Genomic DNA, 20563 nt, shown 5'->3' with positions numbered 1-20563 from the left:
TGAAATGTAGATTTAATCTAATTAACCTTGCTCCTGTGTTTAGATATTGGCTAATAACGGTGGATATTGGCGTATCCACAACCTGAGGAGTTTGCATTATGCGTCCCAACATTACAATCGTGATCCCCGATCCATACATCCCGCTTGATGAGTATTGCCGCCGTACAGGCATGTCAAAAAGTACTGCTGAGAACCTGATTTCATACGGAAAACTCCCTATCAAGCCTAAAGGAGCACAGAAAAAAGGGCTGGTTGAAGTGAACATGGCCGCCTTAACCGTAATGGCGTTAAGCGAATGCAATGTTTCGCTTAACACGTAATTTATCCTACGGATTAGAGCGGGGCTAACAATGTTTGATTACCAGACCTCTAAACATGCTCACTTTGATGCGGCTTGCCGAGCATTTGCAATTGAACACAATCTGGAAGATGTAGCCGCTGCCGTTGGCATGAGGCCGCAAATCCTGCGCAACAAATTGAATCCAGCACAGCCGCACCGTTTAACCTGTGACGAGCTTTTAGCTATTACGGATTACACCGAAGATGCGCGTTTACTGGATGGGATGCTGGGGCAGATTAACTGCCTTCCATCCGTACCGGTGAACAATGCCACAGAAGGCAACATGCAGTTGTGCGCACTGAGTGCCACCGCCTGTGTGGGCGCAATTGCTGGGGAAGCCGTATCAACTGGTCATATGACCGCCGCCCGCCGTACACAAATTCTGGATCGCGCTCGCGATGCAATCCGTAGCTTATCCGTGCTGGCTTATACCGTTGAAAGTCGTATCCAGTCTGCGCCCGTTCTGGCCGCAGCGGTGGATCTGGTGACGGCTAACGCCACCGGCTTGATGTGAGGGAGCACCATGAAAGCGTTTGTTACTTACCTGAAAAAAGAATCACCAGCTATGCAACGGCCAAGCGGTTCAACGGGCTGGATAGAACTGCCGAACGGTCAGCGCTGGAATCCTGGCCACACGTATAAATTCAATGCGCATGAGTCTGTTCGAATGAAAGGCGAGGTGATTTTACGTTTCTTGCCTACAAAAGTCCGTCGCCTGGTTGGATGTATAGGGGGGCGCTATGGCGATTAGCCAGGAACAACAAAAGCGCGGGCTGGAACATTTAAAACAGATCCGCCGCAAATACTTCAGTGAAAGCAGCGAGGCCGCTGAATGGTGGGACAACCTGACACCGGAGTGGCGCGGTGTGGTGCTTCATGCCGCTGCGGTTACTTCTGGCGCTAGGGCATTTAAAGCCCATTTAAGCAAGTGCTGCTGGCGTGAGCTTTATGAACGCCTGGGCTATCGGGACATGATTCTGCTGCGCCAAGGCATTTCACGGGCGCGGTTAACGTTTGAAGGTTTCGGCAGTTTACGTGACAGCGATTTTTCAAAGCGCACCGCGAACCGCCCGATCAAAAAGGTACATCCAATTTATAGCAGTAGCGGGGTGCAGATGGTTATAGCGCCTCACATCGTCCATAAGTTGCAACAACAGGGGAATCTCTGATGGCCATTATTTCCGTTGAAGGTAAATCGTTAGGTGCTGAGCTGGCCGTGTGGGGCGTTCCACATAATTACGCCGTGGCTTTTGCAGAGAAAAGTACCAGTAAAAATGGTCGCATTGCGCTGCATCCATTCTTCTTTAATGACACTGAGCACATGACTAATCCGCGTCACTGGCTGGCAATCAATGCCGCTTTCTGGTGCTGCGTGTACCGCGAGGCCGAAAGCAAAGAAGCACAGATTGAAGCGCTGGCCGGAATCCGCGCAATTTTCTACACGGCCGGTGCGTTGGGTGTTGGCGAAATTAAAGCACTGATCCAGGAGTGGTGGCGGACAACGTACGAGCTGCACCTTATTCCAGCACCGAACCATTCCGCCGTCACTGTACAACCCGCTTTTCACTAATTAACAACCTGAATTTTTTGGCCACAGCTTAGGTGGCCGGGGATTCTTTTGCCTTAAGGAAACCAAAATGCACATTACACGTCAGGATTTACCCGGAACGAAATCAGGTACTGACCTGCTGGCTATGCTCACCAAAGCTACGCAGGAAGGTAAAGCCGCTGCTGCTGATCTGTGTTCCACCCGTCTGGATAAGCTGGCCACCCATGCAGCCAATGAAGGTTTAAGCGCAACGGAAATCGTTGAGTTAATCCGCGAAGAAGCCGCAGCGATTTGCAGTAAAGGCGGTGCAGTATGGCAGTAAAAACTCCGCTTAAGTGGGTGGGCAGCAAAGCCCGCCTTATGCCGCAGTTGCTTCCCCATCTGCCGGAGGGTAAGCGCCTGATAGAACCTTTTGCTGGTTCCTGTGCTGTCATGATGAATACGGATTATGACGAGTATCTGATTGCTGATGTGAATCCTGACCTGGTTAATCTGTATAAGACAATGGCCTATCAGACTGATGCCTTGCTCATTGAGCTGGAGGCTTTATTTTCTGCCGGTTCATTAGGCGATGAAGAAAGCCGCGCTGTTTTCTATTACGCGGTGCGTGATGCCTTCAACCAATCAGGAAAATCCTTTGGTTCTGAATCTGTGGAAGCTGCGGCGCGTTTTCTTTATCTGAACCGTCACTGCTTCAATGGCCTGTGCCGATACAATCGCCGCGGCCAGTTCAATGTTCCGTTTGGTAAGTACAAAAAAACGTACTTTCCTGCTGATGAAATCCGCGCTTTTGCTGAAAAAGCGAAACGCGCAACGTTCATTACTGCCCATTATTCAGAAACGCTTGATTTGGTAAGGGACGGGCATGACGTTGTTTATTGTGATCCGCCTTACCTGACTGATACCGATAATTTCACCGCTTACCATGAGCGTGGTTTTTCGCACATGGATCAGGGACGGCTGGCGCGTAAGCTGCGCCGCCTGACTGAGCGTGGGATTAAGATTGTCGCGTCAAACAGCGATCTGGAAATGGTGCATTACCTGTATGCAGGATTTGAAGCTGTTCGGGTAAATGCGCCACGTAGTGTGGGTGCAGCAGCTGCAAGCCAGAAAGTGGCTGCTGAGCTGATTCTTAAGTCACCTGCTAACCCTGCGATCGATGTTCGGGCGGTGGTGGCATGATGACGGAAATTATTACCGGCTTTTATGCCTTGTTTGCCTGTATTACTTTCGCCTTTCTCTTATGGGACGAATGCCAGGACGAATTTGATCACGATGCTGAGGACTTAGGGTTAATCACTCTGAGTGCGGTTTTCTGGCTACCACTGGTAGCGGCTGTACTTGTGGCCTTCCTGATTGATTTCTGGCGCAAGTGGGTTAACCGTGGTTGATATGCTGGAGCCTGGCCAACACCATGCCGTCAATGCCTGGCGGCGCGAAACCTTTGCGCCTGGTACCCCGTCAGATGCGACGATCACCGAACGCCGCCTGTGGGCTGTTAACCCACAGGATTATGAATGGCGTTCCCAGTACCTGCATGAGATACCCGACTGGTTAGCCGGGTATTTCGGCAACCGTTACGAAAAGCTGCTGGCTGGCCGTGACGGGCGTCGCCGTGCCAATACATTTCTGCGCAAAACTATCGGTGAGAATGTATTGCCACGTCTGCGCAAAGTGGCTGCACGTTACAAGCTGGCCGCTGATGCACTTGATCTTCCTTTCGGTAAGTCGCTGGAGCGATTGCCGTCACTTGACCGCCAGGACCTCAAAAAACTGGCTGGCCAGATATCTGGCTGGATCTCCCAGTCACTGTATGACTTTACCGATCAGTTTGTGGGCAGCACTGACGATGCCGCAGAGCTGCGCCGCCGTACGCTGGAGTCTTACCGCCATTTATGCACATGTTCCCTGATGCTGAACAATCAACCGCCGTACTGGGCAGAACATGAAGCTAATGGCGGGCAACTGGAAATGCGTAAGGCTGAATCCGGGATTCTCCGCATGATGGCACCTGAATGGTGGTATCTGCGTCTTAAGCGGGCGCGGGATATGCAGCGTGAGCATATGGCCATTGCCGTGGGGCAGGTACAGAAAGCCGCGAGTGCTTATGTGTCCCGTAAAACCCTTGTCGAATGGATAGACCAGAAAAAGCGGAACCTTGAGTTCTTTAAAAAGTTTGACCTGCTGAATGACGAAGGGCTGCGTATTGCACTGGACAGCATGGTGCACCGCAGCGTTGCCAATCCGGCGATCCGTCGTTGTGAGCTAATGGTAAGAATGAGGGGATTTGAAGATATGGCCAATGAAGAAGGGCTGGCTGGTGAGTTTTACACTATCACTGCGCCATCGCGATTCCATGCGGTGTACAGCAAAGGGGGCTTTGTTTCGCAATGGGAAGGATGCACACCACAGGATACACAGCGCTATTTATGCGGCGTCTGGCAGAAAATTCGTGCAGCGCTGTCGCGTAAAGATTTGCGTTGTTTCGGGTTCCGCGTTGTTGAGCCGCATCACGATGGCACACCGCACTGGCATCTTCTGCTGTTTATGCGTCCGGAAGATGCGAAAGCGATTCGTCGAGTTATCCACACATACGCTTGCCAGGAAGATGCACATGAGTTGCGCAGCTATTCAGCAAGAAAAGCCCGCTTCTGCTTTAAAGCTATCGACCCGCAGAAAGGCAGCGCTACTGGCTATATCGCTAAATACATCTCAAAGAATATAGATGGTTACGCGATGGATGGTGAAAAGGATGAGAAGACAGGCGAGGACATTAAAGAAATGGCCAAATCTGTTACCGCATGGGCTTCCCGCTGGCGCATTCGCCAGTTTCAGCAGATTGGCGGTGCGCCGGTAACTGTCTGGCGTGAATTGCGCCGCCTGCGTAACCAACAGCTGCCCAATCCAAAAATGGATGCTGTGCTGGCCGCTGCGGATGTGGGGTGCTGGGCGTCATACACTCAGGCGCAGGGTGGCGCACTGGTTGCCCGCCGTGATCTGGTTGTTCGTCTGGCCTATGAAATCACAGAGCAGGGTAATGAATACGCAGAGGACGTGCAGCGCGTTCAGGGTGTCTATTCTCCATTGGTTCCAGATTCGGCGGTATGTACTCGCCTGGTGAAGTGGCAGAAGGTTGCGAAGTTGGCCGAAGCGCCAGCGGAGGCGGGTTTTTCTGGCGGCAACGCCGCCCCTTGGAGTTCTGTCAATAACTGTACGGAGGGTGGAACCCGCAGACGGTTAAAACTGGAATTGCGCAGCCGGGGTTTTGATGGTTCTGACGACGAAATAGCCATTCTTATGCGGGGTAGTGGTTTGAGATTTGGCCAGGTGGCATTGATTTACCGTAATGGCCGGTTGCAAGAGACACGAAGCGAGCCAATGCACGAGCTGTGGCCGGGGTGGTTGTAGCGGTATAAATCTGTGTAACACGTTCATTTGTCAGTAGATGGCAGGAAAATACATTTCACAATTTGTGCTTTACGGTGTACTGTATGCATATACAGTAATATATTGTTTGTGGGGGCTAAATGGATCTTTTGGAAGCGTCGGCACAGCTGGAGCGCATTGAGTTATTGGCCAAAATTGCCCATGTGTACGAAAGTAACCAGAGAGAAAAAACAATCGCTTTGGCCTGGATTGGTGAGATTGCTGGAGAAATGCGGGAGATGGTCAGAACAGAAGCTAAAAACCCCCAGGAAGGGGGCTTATCAGGCGGCGGGAGTCGCTTTCAGTAGGTCTAATGCCATTTGGCGCTGATCGGGTGAAAGTGCATTCAGTATTTTCTGCACCATCGCATCACCCGTTTTCGCGCTGGGGCTGAGAGTGTGGGAGAACGTCAGATTCATCACAAACGTATGGCCACACTCCACATCTGAACAGGCGCAGTAAATATCCGCAATCTGCCGGTGCTTCCGGTTTGTTTTACGAATAACAGCCTTTGAGCCGCATTCCGGGCATTCGATTTTCAGAACTCGCATATTCCATGCTCCAGCTGTTAAATGATGCCTGGATTTTAGCCTTTTTCGCCTCATGCCGCATCCTTATCCGTTGATTCTGTGTAACTTAAATCAAAGTGAAGGTGCAGACGTTCCGGTATTTCGGGATCGTTATTAACAGCGGTCATAAACCGGCGCTGGATGGGTGCTATCTCGCTTTTCTTGTAAATCCTTTCCGCCTTTTCAACATCCCCCAGACCGGCAGTGTTCTGCGGGACAATTCCGGCCAGCCCAGCGGGAAAGCGGTGCGCGTTGAGAATGTCCTGCGCACTGATGTTTTTGATGTTGGCAAATTCATCTTTTGCAGAGATATCACCCATTTCAATGAACTTGATCGCATCCCCATCCCCGCCTGGTATGTTCACCAGAATAGTGGAGAAGTTGCCAATGCCTTTGCTGTCACGCAGCTGCTGTTCAATTTCTTCTTCCATTTCATCCGTCATGCTGGGATCGCGTGTATAGAGAATGCCGCCAGTATGAGCGCCGTTGTGGTAGTAGCGGCGGCGGAAAATTACGGCTTCACTGTTAAGCAATGCCGAGTGTACGCCGCCGATATAGTCGGGCAGTCCGTAAATATGCTGCTGCGGGTCGTACATCTTGATAAAGATGATATCTTCCTGCGGCCATACCTGCGGTTCACCGTCCTGCAATACCACATAATCGCCGGGCTGGTCTGTGGCGTTGTCCCTGACTTTACGGCGGCGGATATACAGGCCGGGTAAAGGTTCCAGGGCAATCACATCCCCCCATCCGTTGCGGATTTTGCCAATCGCAATATCCCCGAAGGTTGTATAGTCAAACGCTGCGGCTTCCAGTTGGTCGTAAGTCAGGCCACCGCCCAGATAATCAGACACAATCATATTTTTCCGGGCGTGGATGATGCCGCCATGCTGACCGTTCAGATTGATAAGCTGTGCCAGTGCCAGCCGGTCAATCGGCTGGGTGAAGTGATCGGCGGCATTGTCGTACCAGATGTCGCGGTAATCCGTGCCGGTGGTCAGGATGGGTTCCGGTTTGCCGAATGTGATGATGCTCATTTTTTTGGACTTATCGCCGCGCGGGTTGCGCTTAACGAAGCGGTTTTTTTTACTCATGCAGCCTCTTTCCTTACACCCCAGCGGGATTTCGGTTTGTTTTCGTAGTTGAGTGGTTCGTTATGCAGGGCGTGGGTAATCGCCCAGAACGCCTCCGCGTGGCCTGTGTCCTGGCTGCGGTCAGCGACAAATGTCATGGCGTTACCGCTTTGCGTGGTGGTGCGGCGTACAGCCATAAAGCTGGCCGGGATCTCTTTCAGGTTTTTGTCCCATTCGATACGCTGGCTTTCCACCACGTCCGCCGCTTTCAGTACCAGCTGATTTTTCGTGTTCATGTCGTAACGAATGGCGACGGCCACGCGCATGGCAAAATGCTGGATGTTGTCAAAAACACCCTGGCCAATGCCGGTAACGTCCACTCCCAGATAGGTGAAGTTGTATTTTTTAAACAGCAGTTCGATCTGCCTGGCCTGATAGCGGAAGTTCATGCCCTTCCAGTTAATGACCTTCAGAACGCGGAATTTCTCTGCGGCATACATCGGCGGGGCAATAATCACAAAACACGACAAATCGCCGCTACGTGCCGGGTCAAAGCCTCCCCATACTGGCCTGTCACCAAATGGCCGCGCAGCGTCCGGGTTGTGATCCTGCCAGGTGTCCACTTCCACGCCACAGGCTTCCAGGTCTGAAAAGCTGAATACGGAATCCTTGCTGTCCACGAACACGCACATATAAAGCATGTTGAAGGTGGCGGTGTTGTAGCGGTTGCGCAGCTTCTCGATGTTGGCCAGGTTGAAGCCGCCCGCAATGGCATCCTCCATCGTGATGACATAGCGCCACTGACCATCCGGGCAAAGCCGTCCGCCGTTGCGCATTTCATCAAAGGACGGGAACTGAGCGGCCGCGCGTTTTTTGCTGCCCTGTTTCCATTCCTCACCCGTCCAGAACGGGTAGGCCTGGTGCGTTTTGGCCGATGGCGTTGAAAAGTAGGTGGTGCGCCATTTGTCATGGGTGGCCATTGCGCTGGCCACTTCGTTAAGCCTGGCGAAGTTAGGCACCCAGAAATATTCGTCACAGTACAGGTGGCCACTGTAAGACTGGGCCGTGTTTTTGTTGGTTGAGAGAAAACGCAGTTCAGCGCCGTTGCTGAGGCGGATCGGGTTGCCGGTTAGCGTGATGCCAAAATACTGTTCTGCAATGTTGACGATGTAAGACCGGAAGTATTCCGCCTGGACTTTGGAGGCAGACAGGAAGATTTGCGGATCGCCTGTCATGACCGCGTTTTCAAAGGCTTCAAATGCAAAGTACCAGGTGGCACCGATCTGGCGGCTTTTAAGGATGTTCCTGACCTGCTGGCCAATATTCCGGCGCAGGTGTTTCTGGTATTCAAAAAGATGTTCTTCCGCCCAGGTGTCGAAATCCGCCTGGGTCAGAGAGGAAATATCGTTTTTCCTGTTTTTGCGTTTGGGGCGCGGTTCATCGCTGTTGCTGTCCCGTGCAGCTGCCTGACCGTTACTCTGGCCGCTGGCCATCTTTTCTTTATGCTTATTGCTTTGAGCACGCAGCTTTGTGGCGTGGGCAATCAGCATGTCCATTTCTTTCAGGTCGAGATCGGTTTTATTATCGCGGCTGGCCAGCAGCTGGTAGCGGCGTTCAATTGCCTCCTCTGTACTTTCAAAGCTGAGTAAATCCGCCCAGCTGTATTTCTCAGCCCAGTAGTAAACGATCCGCGCATTCGGCAGATTTAATTCTGATGCAATTTCTTTTGGCGTATAGCGGCGCAAATAAAGTGCGCGGACAACGCCTTTTAGTTCTTCTGAGTATTTAGCCATGCGGATAATTATGCCGTGGCTGTTATGAAAAAACGGCGGTGTTAATTCGCGTCTGTTCGGTAATACGTGATAACCGAACTGTTCAGAATAAAGCGTGATGCGGTGGTGGTTTTATTTGGCAATAATTGATTTGCAGCGTCGGTGAATAAATCAGGGGGGATATGTCGCATTTAAAAACTGACTGGCTGTGTGTTGCTACCGAAGGGGATACCGTTGACGGCAGAGAGATTAAACGCCAGTGGATTATCGATATGGGGGAAACCTATGACTATAACCACTATGTCGCTTTGATCTGGCCTGAACACGAGAATGATTGCGGTAATTTTGGGGAGGTGCTGGAGGCCACCTGGCATGATGGCGATGACGGACTGGCGCGGCTTTACGTCAGCCTTTGCCCGAATATGCGTTTAATTTTCGCCAACCATGAAGATCAGCTCCTGTTTTTCTCGATTGAACCGGATGAGAACTGGCGCGGTAGTGGGCGTACATACCTCAAGGGGCTGGCGGTAACAGATACTCCCGCCAGTGTTGGCACCACACGGCTGCGCTTTAGTAGTCGGCGCAAAAAATTATCTAAGCAGGGATATTACAGTTGTGTGATTTCCCGTGATGGAAAAATTAAACAGGAAATACGAATGAAGAACTGGCAAAAATTGTTTGGTATTAAACCGAAGTTTGAAGATGAAACGCCGCCTGATGATACCGCGCAGGGTGATGATAAGTTACAGGCGCTGGCCAACGCGGTAAACGAACTGGAAGGCCGTGTGGCCAAAATTGAAAATCAGCTCAATGATGTTCAGGGTGATGTGGATACCATTGCGGAAGTAGTCGATACCGAAGAATTTGCGGCTATTCGTGATAATGCAAAAGATATCGTTAAACGTTTTAACGATCTGGGTAATAAATCCACCCGTACGCCAGGGCGTAAGATTTCAGAAAAAGCGGGTAAGTTTAATTTCCTGTAATACGTTCTGACGTTAATTAGTACAAAACATTTTTATTATCGCTTAATCGCGAGGGAGTTTTATGCACCTTAATAATCGTGCACGGGATTTACTGGATAAATATTCGAGTGGTATGGCGCAGCAGTTTGGCGCACGTGATACCAGTCGTTATTTCTCCCTGAATGACCCGCAGGAAAACGCGCTGCGTCTGGCGCTGCTGGAGTCCGTGGAGTTCCTGAACATGATCACCTGTCTGGATGTTGACCAGCTGAGTGGCCAGGTGATTTCTGTCGGTTCCTCCGTGCTGCATACCGGGCGCAGTGAAAATGGCCGCTTTGTTCGTCAGGTTGGCGTGGACGGCAATGACTATTCACTGGTTGAAACGGACAGCTGCGCTGCACTGCGCTGGGATCTGCTTTCGGTCTGGGCCAATGCCGGTAAGGACGAAAACGAGTTTTACAACCTGGTCCAGGCGTTTACCACACAGGCGTTTGCGCTGGATATGCTGCGTATTGGTTTTAACGGTAAGAGCCGTGCCAAAACGACGAATCCAACGGATAACCCGAACGGCGAAGATGTCAATATCGGCTGGCATGAGCGTATGAAAACGCTGCTGGGTGGTAATCAGATTATGACCGATCCGGTCGTGCTGGATGAGGCCGGGGATTACAAGTCACTGGATGCAATGGCTTCAGACCTGATTAACGCCAAGATTCCTGCCCAGTTCCGCAATGACCCGCGCCTGGTGGTTCTGGTCGGTGCTGATCTGGTTGCTGCTGAACAATACCGACTGTATCAGGCCGCAGACCGCCCGACTGAGAAAATCGCGGCGCAGATGCTGGGCAGCACTATTGCTGGCCGTCCTGCTGTTATCCCGCCATTTATGCCGGGTAAACGTATGGTCGTCACGCCGCTTTCTAATTTGCATATCTACACCCAGCGCAACACCCGTATGCGTAAGGCGGAATTTGTTGAAGACCGTAAGCAGTTCGAAAACAAATACCTGCGTAATGAAGGCTATGCGGTTGAAGTGCCGGAGCTGTATGCGGCCATTGATGAATCCGCCGTGACCATCGGCAAGGTTTCCGAACCAGCAGAGGGCTGATAAATGGCACTTTCTCCCGCGCAGCGTCACAGCCAGCGCATTGCGATGGAACAAAAGCTGAAACGCAGTCAGGCACTGGAAACCACAGAAAGCATGCACCTGCTGATTAAGGCGCTGGAAACGGATGTGGAACATGCCCGTAACCTGCCGACAATCGCGGATCGCGTTGAGTTTAAGCGGGATGTGTTGCTGCCGCGCTGGACACCGACTGTGGAAGCGTATCTGGAAAGCGGGCAGGTGTACGCCAACCCGGTATTTGCCTGGTGTGTTATCTGGCTGTTTGACGTGGGCGATCTGGATAAGGCGCTGGACTGGGCTGACATTGCAATCAGCCAGCAGCAGGCAACCCCGGATCGGTTGCGCAGCAATTTTCCCACGTTCGTGGCCGATACGATGCTGGCCTGGGCGCAGGAAACATCCGGGCGCGGGGAAAGTGTGGAACCGTATTTTTCCCGCACATTTGAGCGCGTCGCCAGTACCTGGCGGCTGCATGAACAGGTTACGGCCAAGTGGTTCAAGTTTGCCGGGCTGGAGCTACTGCGCGGCGAAGATGGTCAGACAACGGCCGCGAGTGTGGACGATATTGAAACGCTGGAGAAAGCCGATCAACTGCTGGCCACCGCAGAAAAATTCTATTTAAAAATCGGCGTCAGAACGGCACGGCAGACGATTGCCGCCCGTATCCGAAAACTGACGCAGGGGTAAAGACTACCGCAAGCCAGGCGGACGCGGTGGAGGGCAGAACACTCCGTGTGTCACTGTGCCGTGGAAACCGGTCAGTCCGCCTTTTTCGGGGGAATTATGTTTAGCGGAAAACCGCTGGATTATCAGGATGAACCGCTGACGAATAACGGGTTCTGGCCGGATCTGAATCTGAAGGATTTTCAGGCGCAGCGGTCACTGCCAGCCGATATTGATGCGGACACCATTAGTCAGGCGCTGCTGGCTGCTGTCGCGGAGGTGAATGCCGAGCTGGAAAACGTGGAGGCCAGCTGGAAAGCAAAAGGCCACGCGCTGGCGGCAGATGTTCCGGGTGTCAGCATGGGCGGGCTTAACAGCCTGTGCGCCCAGTACATGAAAGCGGTATTTGCCAGGGCGAAAGCGGATTTACTGGGGGAGTTCGCCACTGTCGGGCGGCGTGAAACCCATCCGGGGCAGGAGAGCATGGAAACCCGCGCCGGGTTACTGGCTGAGGCTTCAGTGGTGATTCGCCGCATGAAGGGGCTGAAACGGGCAACGGTGAAAAAAGTATGAGCCAGACGCAGCTTGAGAGCCTGACCGCATTTTTTCGGCAAAACGTGCCACCGCGCGCCATGCAGTCATTTGACAGTGTGCTGGATGAAATGAAGTTCATCCCCGCCGCGAAGGATTACGGGCTGGGGCAGTACCGCCAGGCGGTGATTCGCTATGACGCGGTAATCAGCTGGCAGCGTTTCCCGTATCGCCTGTGTCCGCCGCAGTTGCTCATGTCGCTGCTGGCCGCGTGGCTGGATGAGGCTGACAGGGAATTACTGGATGAAGTCGGCCTGACTGAAGCTGAACCGGACTGGGATGTGTCAGTGGAGGATGAGGAAACTGCCACCATTGTACTGACGGTACCAATGGCGGAAGAGCTGGTGATCAGGGAGGACGAAAACGGGGCGATCCCGTGGCAGGGGAAACGCTGGTCGCTGGTTAACCCTGAAGTCTGGATAGCGATAACCGCCAATATTTATGGCGTGGATGAAACCGGTGCGCCGGTAGGCGGTAACGAATGATTGCCGGTGGCGAGCTGAATAAAAAACAGCTGGCGGAGTTGCGTAAATCACTGGCCAGCATGGAGCTGCCGCCCAAAAAGCGCCAGCGTCTTATCTGGAGGCTGGCCAAATACGGCGTGATTGCCGCTGCAAAACGGCATGTCCGCAATCAGGAAACACCGGATGGCCAGAAGTGGCCGGGGCGTAAAACGAAGCGCAAAGGGAAGATGCTGCGGAACCTGCCAAAACTGCTGCATATCCGTGAAATGCCAGAAATTCAGGCGGTACGGATCTATTTGCAGGGTGGTGGCTACCGGAACGGGGAAACGCCGGTACCGGCCGGGACGGTCGGATATGCGCAACAAAACGGGATGCGTGTCAGTGTCAGCCGTCGCAGCCAGCCACGGAAGGTGGAGGCCGGAAAAATGGCCACGCCAGCCCAGGCCAAAAAACTGCGGGCGCTGGGGTACCGGGTACGCACCGGTAAACGCTGGAAAAAGCCCACGCTGGGCGAGTTAACCCAAACGATGCCATACAGCCGGGCGGGGCTACTGATTCGAAAACTCAGCGGTAAAGCGGTGAAAACCAGCTGGACAGTGGATCTTCCTGCCCGTGTTTTTCTGGGCATGAGTGACGATGAATTTGATAACGCGCTGGCGCGTCAGCTTCAGGCCATTGGCTTTGGCTGGGATGTTAAGGCGCAGGATATTAAGGGGAAAGCATGACCTGGCCAAACGTGACCGTGAACCAGGTAAACCAGCTGCTGGGTGAAACCAATGAAGTGGAACGCACGCTGCTGTTTATCGGTACGGGTACCAAAAATGTGGGGGAAACGCTGGCGGTGAATGCCCAGAGTGATTTTGATGCACTGCTGGGAGAAGGGGAAAGCCCGCTGAAAAACGATGTTCTGGCGGCACTGGCAAACGCCGGTCAGAACTGGTGGGCATTTATGCATGTGCTGCCCGCAGATGCTGAGGACGATGCCTGGGTAAAAGCGGTACTGGCCGCACAGGTGGTGTGTTCGGTGGAAGGGGTGGTGCTGTCCAGTGATGTGACGGCAAAAGCCCAGGTGAATCAGGCGGCGACGTTACGATCCACGCTGATTTCTAAATATGGGCGCTGGGTGTGGTTCATCCTGGCCGTGCAGGGAATGCAGGAAGAAGAAGCCCAGGCGGATTACCTGACCCGTGTGTCTGCCATCCAGGACGGTATTGCAGAGAAGGCCGTGCAACTGGTCCCGCGTCTGTGGGGAAATGAGCCGGGTGTGCTGGCTGGCCGTCTGTGCAGTCGTGCCGTGACTATCGCAGACAGTCCCGCCCGTGTGAAAACCGGGGCGCTGCTCAATCTGGGCAGTGATGAAATGCCGGTTGATGGTACCGGGGCGGTGCTGGAACTGGCCATGCTTCAGGCGCTGGAAGCACAGCGCTTTAGTGTGCCGATGTGGTACCCGGATTATGACGGTTTTTACTGGGCTGACGGGCGGACGCTGGATGTGGAAGGCGGCGATTACCAGTCGATTGAAACCCTGCGTGTTGCCGATAAAGCGGCGCGTCGTGTACGTCTGCTGGCTATCAGCAAAATTGCGGATCGTTCACTGAACAGCACACCGGGCAGCATTGCTGCACACCAGACGCTGTTTGCACGCCCACTGCGTGAAATGTCCACGGCGGCCAGTATCAATGGCGTGTCATTTCCGGGGGAAGTAAAGCCGCCGCAGGAAGGTGATGTGACCATTGTCTGGAAGAACAAAAAGACGGTGGATATTTATCTGGTGGTACGCACCTGGGAAGTTCCGCTGCAAATCACCATCAGTCTGTTACTGGATGCCAGTCTGGAGGGCGCTGCATGAGTAAACGTATTTCGGGTATGTCGTTTGATACCTATCTTGACGGCGATCTGATCCACATCGAGAAAATCACACTCGATATCACGGATAACAGCGCCGCCGCCCAGACCCGTGGTGTGCCGGATGGCCATGTTGATGGCGATGTGGCCGCAGAGGGAGAAATTGAAGTCAGTTCCAAAGTGCTGGGCGTACTGACGGCCAAAGCCCGCGCCGCAGGTTCGTGGCGTGGTATTCCGCCGCTGGATTTTCTTTTCTATGCTAAAGCGGGCAGCGAAGAAATGAAAGTGGAATCGTTCGGCAACAAACTCCAGCTAAGTAATCTGCTGGATATCGATCCAAAGGGCGGCGGTGTGGCGACGCACAAAATCAAATATTTTGTGACCAGTCCCAAGTTCGTGAACATCAACGGTGTGCCGTATCTGGAAGCGGAAGCCACGGAAAACCTGATCGGATAAGGAAGCCGGAATGCAGGAACATGAAAAAAGTCTTTATTCACTGCTGATTATGGGGGCGCTCATTGCTGTTGCGAAGGTGCTGGCCAGTGATGATCCCATTACCCCGCGCCTGTTTATCAGCCGTGTGATCCTGGGCAGTTTTGTTTCAGTCATCGCTGGCGCGGTGCTGATTCAAATCCCGGAGGCCAGCCCGCTGGCAATTCAGGGACTGGGGGCAGCGCTGGGTATTGCAGGTTATCAGGCTGTTGAAATGTGGCTGCGCAGACGTGCAGCGGGAAAGAAGAACGGGAGCGTGACAAATGACCCTGAGTGAAAAGCAGCAGCTGTTTACCGTCATGGTGGCCAACCTGATCCACTGGGCAGAAGAACGCGGCTACCGGTTGACGTTTGGCGAAGCGTACCGCACCCCGGAACAGGCGGCGCTGAACGCGAAGAAGGGCAGCGGTATTTCGAACAGTCTGCATACCCAGCGTCTGGCAGTGGATTTTAATCTGTTTGTGAATGGCCAGTACCAGACCCGTACAGAGGACTATCTGCCCCTGGGTGAATACTGGGAATCACTGGGCGGAAGCTGGGGCGGGCGCTTCAAATCCAGACCGGATGGTAATCATTTCAGCCTGGAACATAACGGGGTGCGCTGATGAATCACGCGCAGTGGCTGGTTGTGGTGGCGCTGGCGTTTGTCTGGGGCTGGCTGACAGCTGACTGGCGGCGCGACAGCCTGGAGCTGGCAATCAACACGGCGGCGCAGGTGGCAGGTAATGAATCGCGCAAGGTGATGCAGGGCATTGCCAGTGATTCCGCCAGGACGCTGGAAGATAAACTGGAGGCGCTAAGAAATGCGCAACCGCGAGAGATCCGCACGGAAGTGCTTAAGCCGGTTTTTACTAACAGATGCCTGTCTGATGAGTTTGTCAGCATGTACAACAGCGCCGTCGCCGGTACCGAACGTGCGTTATCAGGAAAACCTGAAAACACGATGCGCCACGCAGCTGCCGCGCCTGAACGGGGCAACAGGTAAAGATGCAGCGGAACTGCTGACTGTTTACCTTGAAATATATGGTCAGTGTGCGGCGCGTCATAATCAGTTAGTTGATGAAATTAATTTAAGAGAGCGTGTTATTTATGGAACAAATTAAACTGTGTGTTTGTGGTGCGGATATTGTTTTTGAACCTAATCAGACTGCCTACAATAAACTGATTAATGAAATGGCGATGGATAATAAAGTTGCACCTGCAAATAATTATCTGATGCGTATTGTTACCCCGGAAACGAAAGAAACACTGATTGACGTATTAAAACGTCCGGGTGCAGCGTTGCAACTGGTCAGTAAGGTTAATGATATTTACGCGCCAGAACTGGAGATTGAAGTAAAAAACTGACAAAGCGAGTCCATGATATTGAACGAAATGGACTCGAACAGTATTTAATTCTCCGTCGTCATTATTTACCACATGGTCAGGATTCTGTTGACGATATTGCTGCCGCTATATGGCTGGATAACCGTCACTGGGAATATACGGGAATAGCCGTGGCTAATGGTGTGGCTAAAGCATTTAAAGGCACTGAATGAAACAGTTAGATTTTACATTAAGCCTTATTGATAAATTGTCCCGCCCGTTAAAACAGGCGCAGGGCAACGTAACGGGCTTTGCTGAAAAATCAAAAGAAGCCTTTATGCAGATTGGCGGCGGCGTTCTGGCGCTGGCGGCTACAGGGATGGCCATTAAAGGTGCGCTGATGCCCGCCATTGAAATGTATGACGCGCTGAATGATGCGGCTGCAAAAGGGATCGATGATTCTGCGCTTAAGGCCGTTCAGCGTGATGCGCTGCGCTTCAGTACAACCTACGGTGCCAGTGCGGTGGAGTTCGTCCAGTCCACGGAAAGTATAAATGCGTCCATTGCCGGGCTGACCGGGAATGAACTGCCGAAAGTGACGAAAGTCGCCAATACCCTGGCGTTTGCGCTCAAATCCACCGCAGCGGAAACCGCTGAGTTTATGGGGCAGATGTTCGGTAACTTCTCCGCCGATGCCAACCGGCTGGGAAAGGTTGAGTTTGCTGAACAGCTGGCAGGAAAAATGGTGTACATGCGCAAAACCTTTGGCACGGAAATGGCCGCTATCAAGGATTTGATGGAAGGGGCGCGCGGCGTGGGTACCAACTACGGCGTGGGGCTGGATGAACAGCTGGCCGTGCTGGGACAGCTTCAGCGGACACTGGGCACGGAAGCCAGCAGCGCTTATGAAGGCTTTATGACCGGAGCCATTGAGGGCGGTAAAAAGCTGGGGCTGTCCTTCACGGATTCCACCGGCAAAATGCTGTCCATGCCTGAAATGCTGATCAAGTTACAGGGCAAGTATGGCAAAAGCCTGGAAGGGAATCTGAAAGCCCAGGCTGAACTGGATGCAGCATTTGGTGACAGTTCGGCGGTGGTGAAACATCTGTACGGTAATGTGGCGCTGCTTCAGCGCAATATCACCGAGCTGGGCGGTGCTGATGGTCTGAAGCGTACCCAGGAAATGGCGCAGAAAATGGTGAAGCCGTGGGATCGCTTTGTCGCAATCCTGAAGGCTATCCAGACCGTGATTGGCCTGACGCTGATCCCGGTGTTATATCCGGTACTGAATCGCCTGGCTGATATGGGGCAGACCTTTGCCCGCTGGATGCAGCTGTTTCCCAACATTGCGCGTGTTGTCGGGTATGCGGCAATGGCCTTGCTCAGCTTTGCGGCTGTGGGCGCAGTCGCAAACATCGTGATGGGTGTCTCCAGATTCATCATGATGGGGTTGCGCGGGATCTGGGTAGCGCTGACGGCCGTCGCGAAAATCTACACCGCCACTGTCTGGCTGGGGAACATTGCCGTGGTTGCCTGGAACGCCACGCTGAAATTTCTGCGCGGTACGTTGCTGGCGGTTCGTATGGCGGCAATGATGGCCGGGATAGGTATCAATCTGATGAGCTGGCCGATCCTGCTGGTGATTGGTGCCGTTGCCTTACTTGCTGCTGGTTGCTGGCTGCTGATTAAACACTGGGACACGGTAAAGAACGCGGTCATGGATACCGCTGCATTTCTGGCATGCGCCAGGGTAGTGGCATGGCTTGCCGGGGTGTTTGCTTCAGCCTGGCAGTTTATCAGCGAAGGCTGGAACAGTTTTATTTCCATGCTGACCGGGTTTTCCCCTTCCCAGGCATTAAGCGGGCTGGCCACGGGCATTGTGTCATTGTTTGATAATGTCTGGCTGTCCGTTAAAAACGGCTTTCTGAAATCATGGAACTGGATTGTAAGTAAATTAAATAATATTCCGGGTGTTGATATTGAACTGGCGGGCGCTGCTTCAGCGGGTATCGCTAAAAATGAAACAGCGGTGTATCCGGTACCAGAGTTAAAACAATCCGCAAAAGCTGAAGGCGCACTTCCTGCGGTGACGCAAAATAGTTTCACCCCAGACAGGCTTTTAACCGGAGGTGAATTAAAAGGCATTGAGAAGGGCGGAATTACCAAAACGATTAACAGTAATGCTAAGTCCGTGACCGACAATAGCCGGAAAATTGACACGGTAAATATTTATCCGAAAGAAATGATTACACCCGGTCAGTTAATGGAATTTCAGGAGCTGGGCGCATGAGTGAGAGCCTTTATATTGATTTGCTTATTCAGGGCGGTGATTTTGTTCTGAATACCGGATATGAACCTGAACTGTGTAATAACCGTAAAAGTATCGGGCAGGACATTATTCATTCCATTATTGAAAGTGGGCTGGCAACGGAACTGATTGCCGAACGCAGCCCAACAATGCGGGCGGATATTTTTACCCGTATGGAATTACTGATTGAAGATGATGAACGGATTATTCCGGGAACAGTGGAAATCAGTGAGGAAAGCCAGAAACGATTATGGATAACGGCCAGCACCTATGATTTTGGCGGCATTTCTGCGCAGGTGGATTTATGACAGAAAAACCGCAGGTTGATTTTGAGGAAGTGGTGAAGGCCAGCGGGATGCCGGTGACGGAATCTGAAGTACGGGATCGCTTTAATGCGATTGCGGCTGATGAGGGCATGATCACCAACACATCCCGCATGTCACCGTTCTGGCGGTTAATTACGGCCATTGTGACTGCGCCGGTGATGTGGCTGAAAGAGGTTCTGGTGTCCACGGTATTGGCCAATATGTTTGTGGCCACGGCCAGCGGGAGCATGTTGCGTCTGCTGGCCTGGGCGGTGAACGTGACGGCGAAACCCGCCAGCGCAGCGCAGGGTGTGATCCGCTTCTTTAAGGAAGATGCCAGAGCCGTTGTGACGGTTAAGGCCGGGACGGTTATCCAGACTGAACGCATCAACGGCAGGGTGTACGAACTGGCGACCACAGGCGATGTGGTGATCCCTTCCGGCACGGCCAGCGCATTGCTGCCGGTGAAAGCCACCGGAACCGGGGGAGCCTATAACCTTGCACCAGGTTATTACCGCATTTTGCCTGTGGCCGTGGATGGTATCAGCCATGTGGCCAGCGAAGAAAACTGGCTGACGGTGCCGGGTGCCGATGAAGAAAGTGATGATGAACTGCGTGAACGCTGCCGCAACCAGTTCAACCTGGTGGGCAATTACCACACGGATGCGGTTTACCGTTCAATGATTGCCGGTGTTGCCGGGCTGAGTATTGACCGGATTTTCTTTGAGCATGAAGCACCGAGGGGACCGGGTACCGCAAACGCCTATTTATTGCTGGACAGCGGGGTGGCTTCCGCGCCGTTTGTGAATGCAGTGAATGATTACATCAACACGCAGGGACACCACGGCCACGGCGACGATATGCAGTGTTATGCCATGCCGGAAACCCGTCACGATCTGGCCGTTACTGTGTATGTCAGAAATCTGGCCAACCTGACAGACGATGAACGGAACAGCCTGAAGGCCGGGATTGAAAACATGATCCGCTGTGCTTTTCGTGAAAACGCTGATTTTGACGTCAGAAAGACGTGGCCATATTCGCGGTTCTCGTTTTCTCAGCTGGGACGGGAGATCCACAAAACCTTTGCGCTGGCGGATTCGCTGTCCTTTTCACTGGGTGACATTACCAGTGAGCTGAATGTGCCGCGCCTGAAGTCACTGGTAGTGAGTCTTGAGAATGAATGAGTTCATGAAAAAGCTGGCCGGGATGGTGCTTCCCTCCTGGATGAATCAGGGGGAGCCGAACAAGCTGCTGAAAACAGCGCGGCGATTCTGGGCGGAGGTTTACGGCTGGATAACCTGGCCACTGAACCAGTTTGATCCGCTCACCTGCACACCGGCATTACTGAACCTGCTGGCGTATGACCGGGACATAACTCGCTTTGATGGTGAGCCACTGAGTCTGTTTCGTAAGCGTGTGGCGTATGCCTTTGTCAATGCCCGTGATGCCGGTTCCGTAGAGGGATTTATCAACATCTTTGAACGGCTGGGCATTGGATATGTGGAACTGCGGGAGCGTCAGCCGGGTATTGACTGGGATGTGATCCTGGTTCGTGTGACGGACAGCCAGATAGCGGACAACACGCAGCTGCTTATCCAGATAATCCGGCAGTACGGGCGAACATGCCGCCGCTATCAGTTCGAGGTGATCACATCGGAAAAAATGGCCATCAGAGCCGGATGGGATCAGGGGGAATATGTGGTTTATCCGGCTTCGTTAGCAGGGACGGAAACCCACAGCGCGACATTCAGCGCAGGTTTGTAAGGAGTTTTT

31 protein-coding genes are annotated in these 20563 nt (G+C 52.9%); 28 read left to right on the top strand and 3 right to left on the bottom strand.

Annotation, left to right across the window (positions count from 1 at the left end; all coding sequences use genetic code 11):
• Nucleotides 1-98 precede the first annotated feature (98 nt).
• The 10 genes from G4551_RS20455 (at nt 99) to G4551_RS20410 (ending at nt 5623) form a co-directional block, all read left to right on the top strand.
• The gene (locus tag G4551_RS20455) at nt 99-320 is read left to right on the top strand and encodes a helix-turn-helix transcriptional regulator (protein ID WP_003838003.1); all 222 of its coding nucleotides are present in this window, start codon (nt 99-101) and stop codon (nt 318-320) included.
• Nucleotides 321-350: 30 nt separating this feature from the next.
• The gene (locus G4551_RS20450; protein WP_000460873.1) at nt 351-854 is read left to right on the top strand and encodes a phage regulatory CII family protein; all 504 of its coding nucleotides are present in this window, start codon (nt 351-353) and stop codon (nt 852-854) included.
• 9 nt (nt 855-863) lie between these two features.
• Nucleotides 864-1091 carry a phage filamentation protein Fil family protein gene (locus G4551_RS20445; RefSeq protein ID WP_003838006.1) on the top strand — a complete coding sequence of 76 codons (228 nt, stop codon included), beginning with the start codon at nt 864-866 and terminating at the stop codon, nt 1089-1091.
• A complete protein-coding gene (locus G4551_RS20440; RefSeq protein WP_003838008.1) occupies nt 1081-1509 on the top strand; it encodes a hypothetical protein in 429 nt (142 codons plus the stop codon). The genes G4551_RS20445 and G4551_RS20440 overlap by 11 nt, the downstream gene beginning before the upstream one ends.
• Nucleotides 1509-1910 (top strand): hypothetical protein, encoded by a 402-nt coding sequence (locus G4551_RS20435; protein ID WP_003838010.1) that lies wholly within the window; start codon nt 1509-1511, stop codon nt 1908-1910. Before G4551_RS20440 ends, G4551_RS20435 begins: the two co-directional genes overlap by 1 nt.
• A 67-nt stretch (nt 1911-1977) precedes the next feature.
• Nucleotides 1978-2211 carry a DUF2732 family protein gene (locus tag G4551_RS20430; RefSeq protein ID WP_003838012.1) on the top strand — a complete coding sequence of 78 codons (234 nt, stop codon included), beginning with the start codon at nt 1978-1980 and terminating at the stop codon, nt 2209-2211.
• The gene (locus G4551_RS20425; protein WP_003838014.1) at nt 2202-3071 is read left to right on the top strand and encodes a DNA adenine methylase; all 870 of its coding nucleotides are present in this window, start codon (nt 2202-2204) and stop codon (nt 3069-3071) included. Before G4551_RS20430 ends, G4551_RS20425 begins: the two co-directional genes overlap by 10 nt.
• Entirely contained in the window at nt 3068-3280 is a 213-nt protein-coding gene (locus G4551_RS20420; protein ID WP_003838016.1) for a hypothetical protein, read from the top strand. Before G4551_RS20425 ends, G4551_RS20420 begins: the two co-directional genes overlap by 4 nt.
• A gap of 1 nt (nt 3281) precedes the next feature.
• Nucleotides 3282-5297 (top strand): replication endonuclease, encoded by a 2016-nt coding sequence (locus G4551_RS20415; protein WP_174435667.1) that lies wholly within the window; start codon nt 3282-3284, stop codon nt 5295-5297.
• A 119-nt stretch (nt 5298-5416) separates the two neighbouring features.
• Complete coding sequence (locus G4551_RS20410; RefSeq protein WP_000364823.1) at nt 5417-5623, top strand: hypothetical protein; 207 nt, start codon at nt 5417-5419, stop codon at nt 5621-5623.
• On the opposite strand, the gene G4551_RS20405 is transcribed toward G4551_RS20410, so the two are convergent.
• From G4551_RS20405 to G4551_RS20395, 3 genes are read right to left on the bottom strand one after another with little or no spacing between them, the layout of a single operon-like run.
• On the bottom strand, nt 5597-5920 hold the full coding sequence (locus tag G4551_RS20405) for an Ogr/Delta-like zinc finger protein (RefSeq protein WP_012602735.1): 324 nt from the start codon (nt 5918-5920) through the stop codon (nt 5597-5599). The two genes, G4551_RS20410 and G4551_RS20405, sit on opposite strands and share 27 nt — an antisense overlap.
• A complete protein-coding gene (locus G4551_RS20400; RefSeq protein WP_003838036.1) occupies nt 5917-6978 on the bottom strand; it encodes a phage portal protein in 1062 nt (353 codons plus the stop codon). The genes G4551_RS20405 and G4551_RS20400 overlap by 4 nt, the downstream gene beginning before the upstream one ends.
• Entirely contained in the window at nt 6975-8750 is a 1776-nt protein-coding gene (locus tag G4551_RS20395) for a terminase large subunit domain-containing protein (RefSeq protein ID WP_003838038.1), read from the bottom strand. The genes G4551_RS20400 and G4551_RS20395 overlap by 4 nt, the downstream gene beginning before the upstream one ends.
• Before the next feature lie 161 nt (nt 8751-8911).
• Between G4551_RS20395 and G4551_RS20390 the strand changes: the two genes are divergently transcribed.
• The 18 genes from G4551_RS20390 to G4551_RS20315 all read left to right on the top strand — a co-directional run bounded on the left by G4551_RS20390 (nt 8912) and on the right by G4551_RS20315 (nt 20554).
• Nucleotides 8912-9715 (top strand): GPO family capsid scaffolding protein, encoded by an 804-nt coding sequence (locus tag G4551_RS20390; protein WP_003838041.1) that lies wholly within the window; start codon nt 8912-8914, stop codon nt 9713-9715.
• A gap of 61 nt (nt 9716-9776) precedes the next feature.
• Complete coding sequence (locus tag G4551_RS20385; protein ID WP_003838043.1) at nt 9777-10799, top strand: phage major capsid protein, P2 family; 1023 nt, start codon at nt 9777-9779, stop codon at nt 10797-10799.
• Between the two features lie 3 nt (nt 10800-10802).
• Nucleotides 10803-11504: a phage terminase small subunit gene (gpM, locus tag G4551_RS20380; protein WP_003838045.1), complete on the top strand. Its 702-nt coding sequence runs from the start codon at nt 10803-10805 to the stop codon at nt 11502-11504.
• A gap of 96 nt (nt 11505-11600) precedes the next feature.
• Entirely contained in the window at nt 11601-12053 is a 453-nt protein-coding gene (locus tag G4551_RS20375; RefSeq protein WP_003838049.1) for a head completion/stabilization protein, read from the top strand.
• The gene (locus G4551_RS20370; protein ID WP_003838051.1) at nt 12050-12556 is read left to right on the top strand and encodes a phage tail protein; all 507 of its coding nucleotides are present in this window, start codon (nt 12050-12052) and stop codon (nt 12554-12556) included. Before G4551_RS20375 ends, G4551_RS20370 begins: the two co-directional genes overlap by 4 nt.
• Nucleotides 12553-13260: a hypothetical protein gene (locus tag G4551_RS20365; RefSeq protein ID WP_003838053.1), complete on the top strand. Its 708-nt coding sequence runs from the start codon at nt 12553-12555 to the stop codon at nt 13258-13260. Before G4551_RS20370 ends, G4551_RS20365 begins: the two co-directional genes overlap by 4 nt.
• Nucleotides 13257-14384 carry a DUF2586 domain-containing protein gene (locus tag G4551_RS20360; RefSeq protein WP_003838055.1) on the top strand — a complete coding sequence of 376 codons (1128 nt, stop codon included), beginning with the start codon at nt 13257-13259 and terminating at the stop codon, nt 14382-14384. Before G4551_RS20365 ends, G4551_RS20360 begins: the two co-directional genes overlap by 4 nt.
• A complete protein-coding gene (locus tag G4551_RS20355) occupies nt 14381-14836 on the top strand; it encodes a phage protein (protein ID WP_000044253.1) in 456 nt (151 codons plus the stop codon). The genes G4551_RS20360 and G4551_RS20355 overlap by 4 nt, the downstream gene beginning before the upstream one ends.
• Nucleotides 14837-14846: 10 nt before the next feature.
• The gene (locus G4551_RS20350) at nt 14847-15149 is read left to right on the top strand and encodes a phage holin family protein (RefSeq protein ID WP_001738730.1); all 303 of its coding nucleotides are present in this window, start codon (nt 14847-14849) and stop codon (nt 15147-15149) included.
• The gene (locus G4551_RS20345) at nt 15136-15477 is read left to right on the top strand and encodes a M15 family metallopeptidase (protein ID WP_000175561.1); all 342 of its coding nucleotides are present in this window, start codon (nt 15136-15138) and stop codon (nt 15475-15477) included. Before G4551_RS20350 ends, G4551_RS20345 begins: the two co-directional genes overlap by 14 nt.
• Nucleotides 15477-15857 carry a hypothetical protein gene (locus G4551_RS20340; protein ID WP_003838063.1) on the top strand — a complete coding sequence of 127 codons (381 nt, stop codon included), beginning with the start codon at nt 15477-15479 and terminating at the stop codon, nt 15855-15857. The genes G4551_RS20345 and G4551_RS20340 overlap by 1 nt, the downstream gene beginning before the upstream one ends.
• Nucleotides 15787-15975, top strand: coding sequence for a hypothetical protein (locus tag G4551_RS23905; protein ID WP_024137079.1), 189 nt, complete (start codon nt 15787-15789; stop codon nt 15973-15975). The genes G4551_RS20340 and G4551_RS23905 overlap by 71 nt, the downstream gene beginning before the upstream one ends.
• On the top strand, nt 15962-16219 hold the full coding sequence (locus G4551_RS20335) for a putative phage tail assembly chaperone (RefSeq protein WP_003838066.1): 258 nt from the start codon (nt 15962-15964) through the stop codon (nt 16217-16219). The genes G4551_RS23905 and G4551_RS20335 overlap by 14 nt, the downstream gene beginning before the upstream one ends.
• Entirely contained in the window at nt 16216-16410 is a 195-nt protein-coding gene (locus G4551_RS24080) for a DUF6890 family protein (RefSeq protein WP_371321192.1), read from the top strand. The genes G4551_RS20335 and G4551_RS24080 overlap by 4 nt, the downstream gene beginning before the upstream one ends.
• Entirely contained in the window at nt 16407-18467 is a 2061-nt protein-coding gene (locus G4551_RS20330; RefSeq protein WP_003838068.1) for a phage tail tape measure protein, read from the top strand. The genes G4551_RS24080 and G4551_RS20330 overlap by 4 nt, the downstream gene beginning before the upstream one ends.
• On the top strand, nt 18464-18793 hold the full coding sequence (locus G4551_RS20325; RefSeq protein ID WP_000004502.1) for a DUF2590 family protein: 330 nt from the start codon (nt 18464-18466) through the stop codon (nt 18791-18793). The genes G4551_RS20330 and G4551_RS20325 overlap by 4 nt, the downstream gene beginning before the upstream one ends.
• Nucleotides 18790-19974 carry a baseplate J/gp47 family protein gene (locus G4551_RS20320; protein WP_003838071.1) on the top strand — a complete coding sequence of 395 codons (1185 nt, stop codon included), beginning with the start codon at nt 18790-18792 and terminating at the stop codon, nt 19972-19974. Before G4551_RS20325 ends, G4551_RS20320 begins: the two co-directional genes overlap by 4 nt.
• The gene (locus G4551_RS20315) at nt 19967-20554 is read left to right on the top strand and encodes a phage tail protein (RefSeq protein ID WP_003838073.1); all 588 of its coding nucleotides are present in this window, start codon (nt 19967-19969) and stop codon (nt 20552-20554) included. The genes G4551_RS20320 and G4551_RS20315 overlap by 8 nt, the downstream gene beginning before the upstream one ends.
• Nucleotides 20555-20563 lie beyond the last annotated feature (9 nt).

This window comes from Citrobacter freundii ATCC 8090 = MTCC 1658 = NBRC 12681 (assembly GCF_011064845.1).
GTDB lineage: Bacteria > Pseudomonadota > Gammaproteobacteria > Enterobacterales > Enterobacteriaceae > Citrobacter > Citrobacter freundii.
This window is presented reverse-complemented; position numbering and strand designations above follow the sequence as displayed.

Coding starts and splice junctions, on each gene's coding strand:
- G4551_RS20320 (WP_003838071.1), top strand. CDS start 18,790: ATGACAGAAAAACCGCAGGTTGATTTTGAGGAAGTGGTGAAGGCCAGC.
- G4551_RS20410 (WP_000364823.1), top strand. CDS start 5,417: ATGGATCTTTTGGAAGCGTCGGCACAGCTGGAGCGCATTGAGTTATTG.
- G4551_RS20350 (WP_001738730.1), top strand. CDS start 14,847: ATGCAGGAACATGAAAAAAGTCTTTATTCACTGCTGATTATGGGGGCG.
- G4551_RS20395 (WP_003838038.1), bottom strand. CDS start 8,750: ATGGCTAAATACTCAGAAGAACTAAAAGGCGTTGTCCGCGCACTTTAT.
- G4551_RS20375 (WP_003838049.1), top strand. CDS start 11,601: ATGTTTAGCGGAAAACCGCTGGATTATCAGGATGAACCGCTGACGAAT.
- G4551_RS20450 (WP_000460873.1), top strand. CDS start 351: ATGTTTGATTACCAGACCTCTAAACATGCTCACTTTGATGCGGCTTGC.
- G4551_RS20360 (WP_003838055.1), top strand. CDS start 13,257: ATGACCTGGCCAAACGTGACCGTGAACCAGGTAAACCAGCTGCTGGGT.
- G4551_RS20385 (WP_003838043.1), top strand. CDS start 9,777: ATGCACCTTAATAATCGTGCACGGGATTTACTGGATAAATATTCGAGT.
- G4551_RS20345 (WP_000175561.1), top strand. CDS start 15,136: ATGACCCTGAGTGAAAAGCAGCAGCTGTTTACCGTCATGGTGGCCAAC.
- G4551_RS20455 (WP_003838003.1), top strand. CDS start 99: ATGCGTCCCAACATTACAATCGTGATCCCCGATCCATACATCCCGCTT.
- G4551_RS20365 (WP_003838053.1), top strand. CDS start 12,553: ATGATTGCCGGTGGCGAGCTGAATAAAAAACAGCTGGCGGAGTTGCGT.
- G4551_RS20440 (WP_003838008.1), top strand. CDS start 1,081: ATGGCGATTAGCCAGGAACAACAAAAGCGCGGGCTGGAACATTTAAAA.
- G4551_RS20325 (WP_000004502.1), top strand. CDS start 18,464: ATGAGTGAGAGCCTTTATATTGATTTGCTTATTCAGGGCGGTGATTTT.
- G4551_RS20445 (WP_003838006.1), top strand. CDS start 864: ATGAAAGCGTTTGTTACTTACCTGAAAAAAGAATCACCAGCTATGCAA.
- G4551_RS20430 (WP_003838012.1), top strand. CDS start 1,978: ATGCACATTACACGTCAGGATTTACCCGGAACGAAATCAGGTACTGAC.
- G4551_RS20405 (WP_012602735.1), bottom strand. CDS start 5,920: ATGAGGCGAAAAAGGCTAAAATCCAGGCATCATTTAACAGCTGGAGCA.
- G4551_RS20315 (WP_003838073.1), top strand. CDS start 19,967: ATGAATGAGTTCATGAAAAAGCTGGCCGGGATGGTGCTTCCCTCCTGG.
- G4551_RS20435 (WP_003838010.1), top strand. CDS start 1,509: ATGGCCATTATTTCCGTTGAAGGTAAATCGTTAGGTGCTGAGCTGGCC.
- G4551_RS20400 (WP_003838036.1), bottom strand. CDS start 6,978: ATGAGTAAAAAAAACCGCTTCGTTAAGCGCAACCCGCGCGGCGATAAG.
- G4551_RS20390 (WP_003838041.1), top strand. CDS start 8,912: ATGTCGCATTTAAAAACTGACTGGCTGTGTGTTGCTACCGAAGGGGAT.
- G4551_RS20355 (WP_000044253.1), top strand. CDS start 14,381: ATGAGTAAACGTATTTCGGGTATGTCGTTTGATACCTATCTTGACGGC.
- G4551_RS20370 (WP_003838051.1), top strand. CDS start 12,050: ATGAGCCAGACGCAGCTTGAGAGCCTGACCGCATTTTTTCGGCAAAAC.
- G4551_RS20425 (WP_003838014.1), top strand. CDS start 2,202: ATGGCAGTAAAAACTCCGCTTAAGTGGGTGGGCAGCAAAGCCCGCCTT.
- G4551_RS20340 (WP_003838063.1), top strand. CDS start 15,477: ATGAATCACGCGCAGTGGCTGGTTGTGGTGGCGCTGGCGTTTGTCTGG.
- gpM (WP_003838045.1), top strand. CDS start 10,803: ATGGCACTTTCTCCCGCGCAGCGTCACAGCCAGCGCATTGCGATGGAA.
- G4551_RS20335 (WP_003838066.1), top strand. CDS start 15,962: ATGGAACAAATTAAACTGTGTGTTTGTGGTGCGGATATTGTTTTTGAA.
- G4551_RS20415 (WP_174435667.1), top strand. CDS start 3,282: ATGCTGGAGCCTGGCCAACACCATGCCGTCAATGCCTGGCGGCGCGAA.
- G4551_RS20330 (WP_003838068.1), top strand. CDS start 16,407: ATGAAACAGTTAGATTTTACATTAAGCCTTATTGATAAATTGTCCCGC.
- G4551_RS20420 (WP_003838016.1), top strand. CDS start 3,068: ATGATGACGGAAATTATTACCGGCTTTTATGCCTTGTTTGCCTGTATT.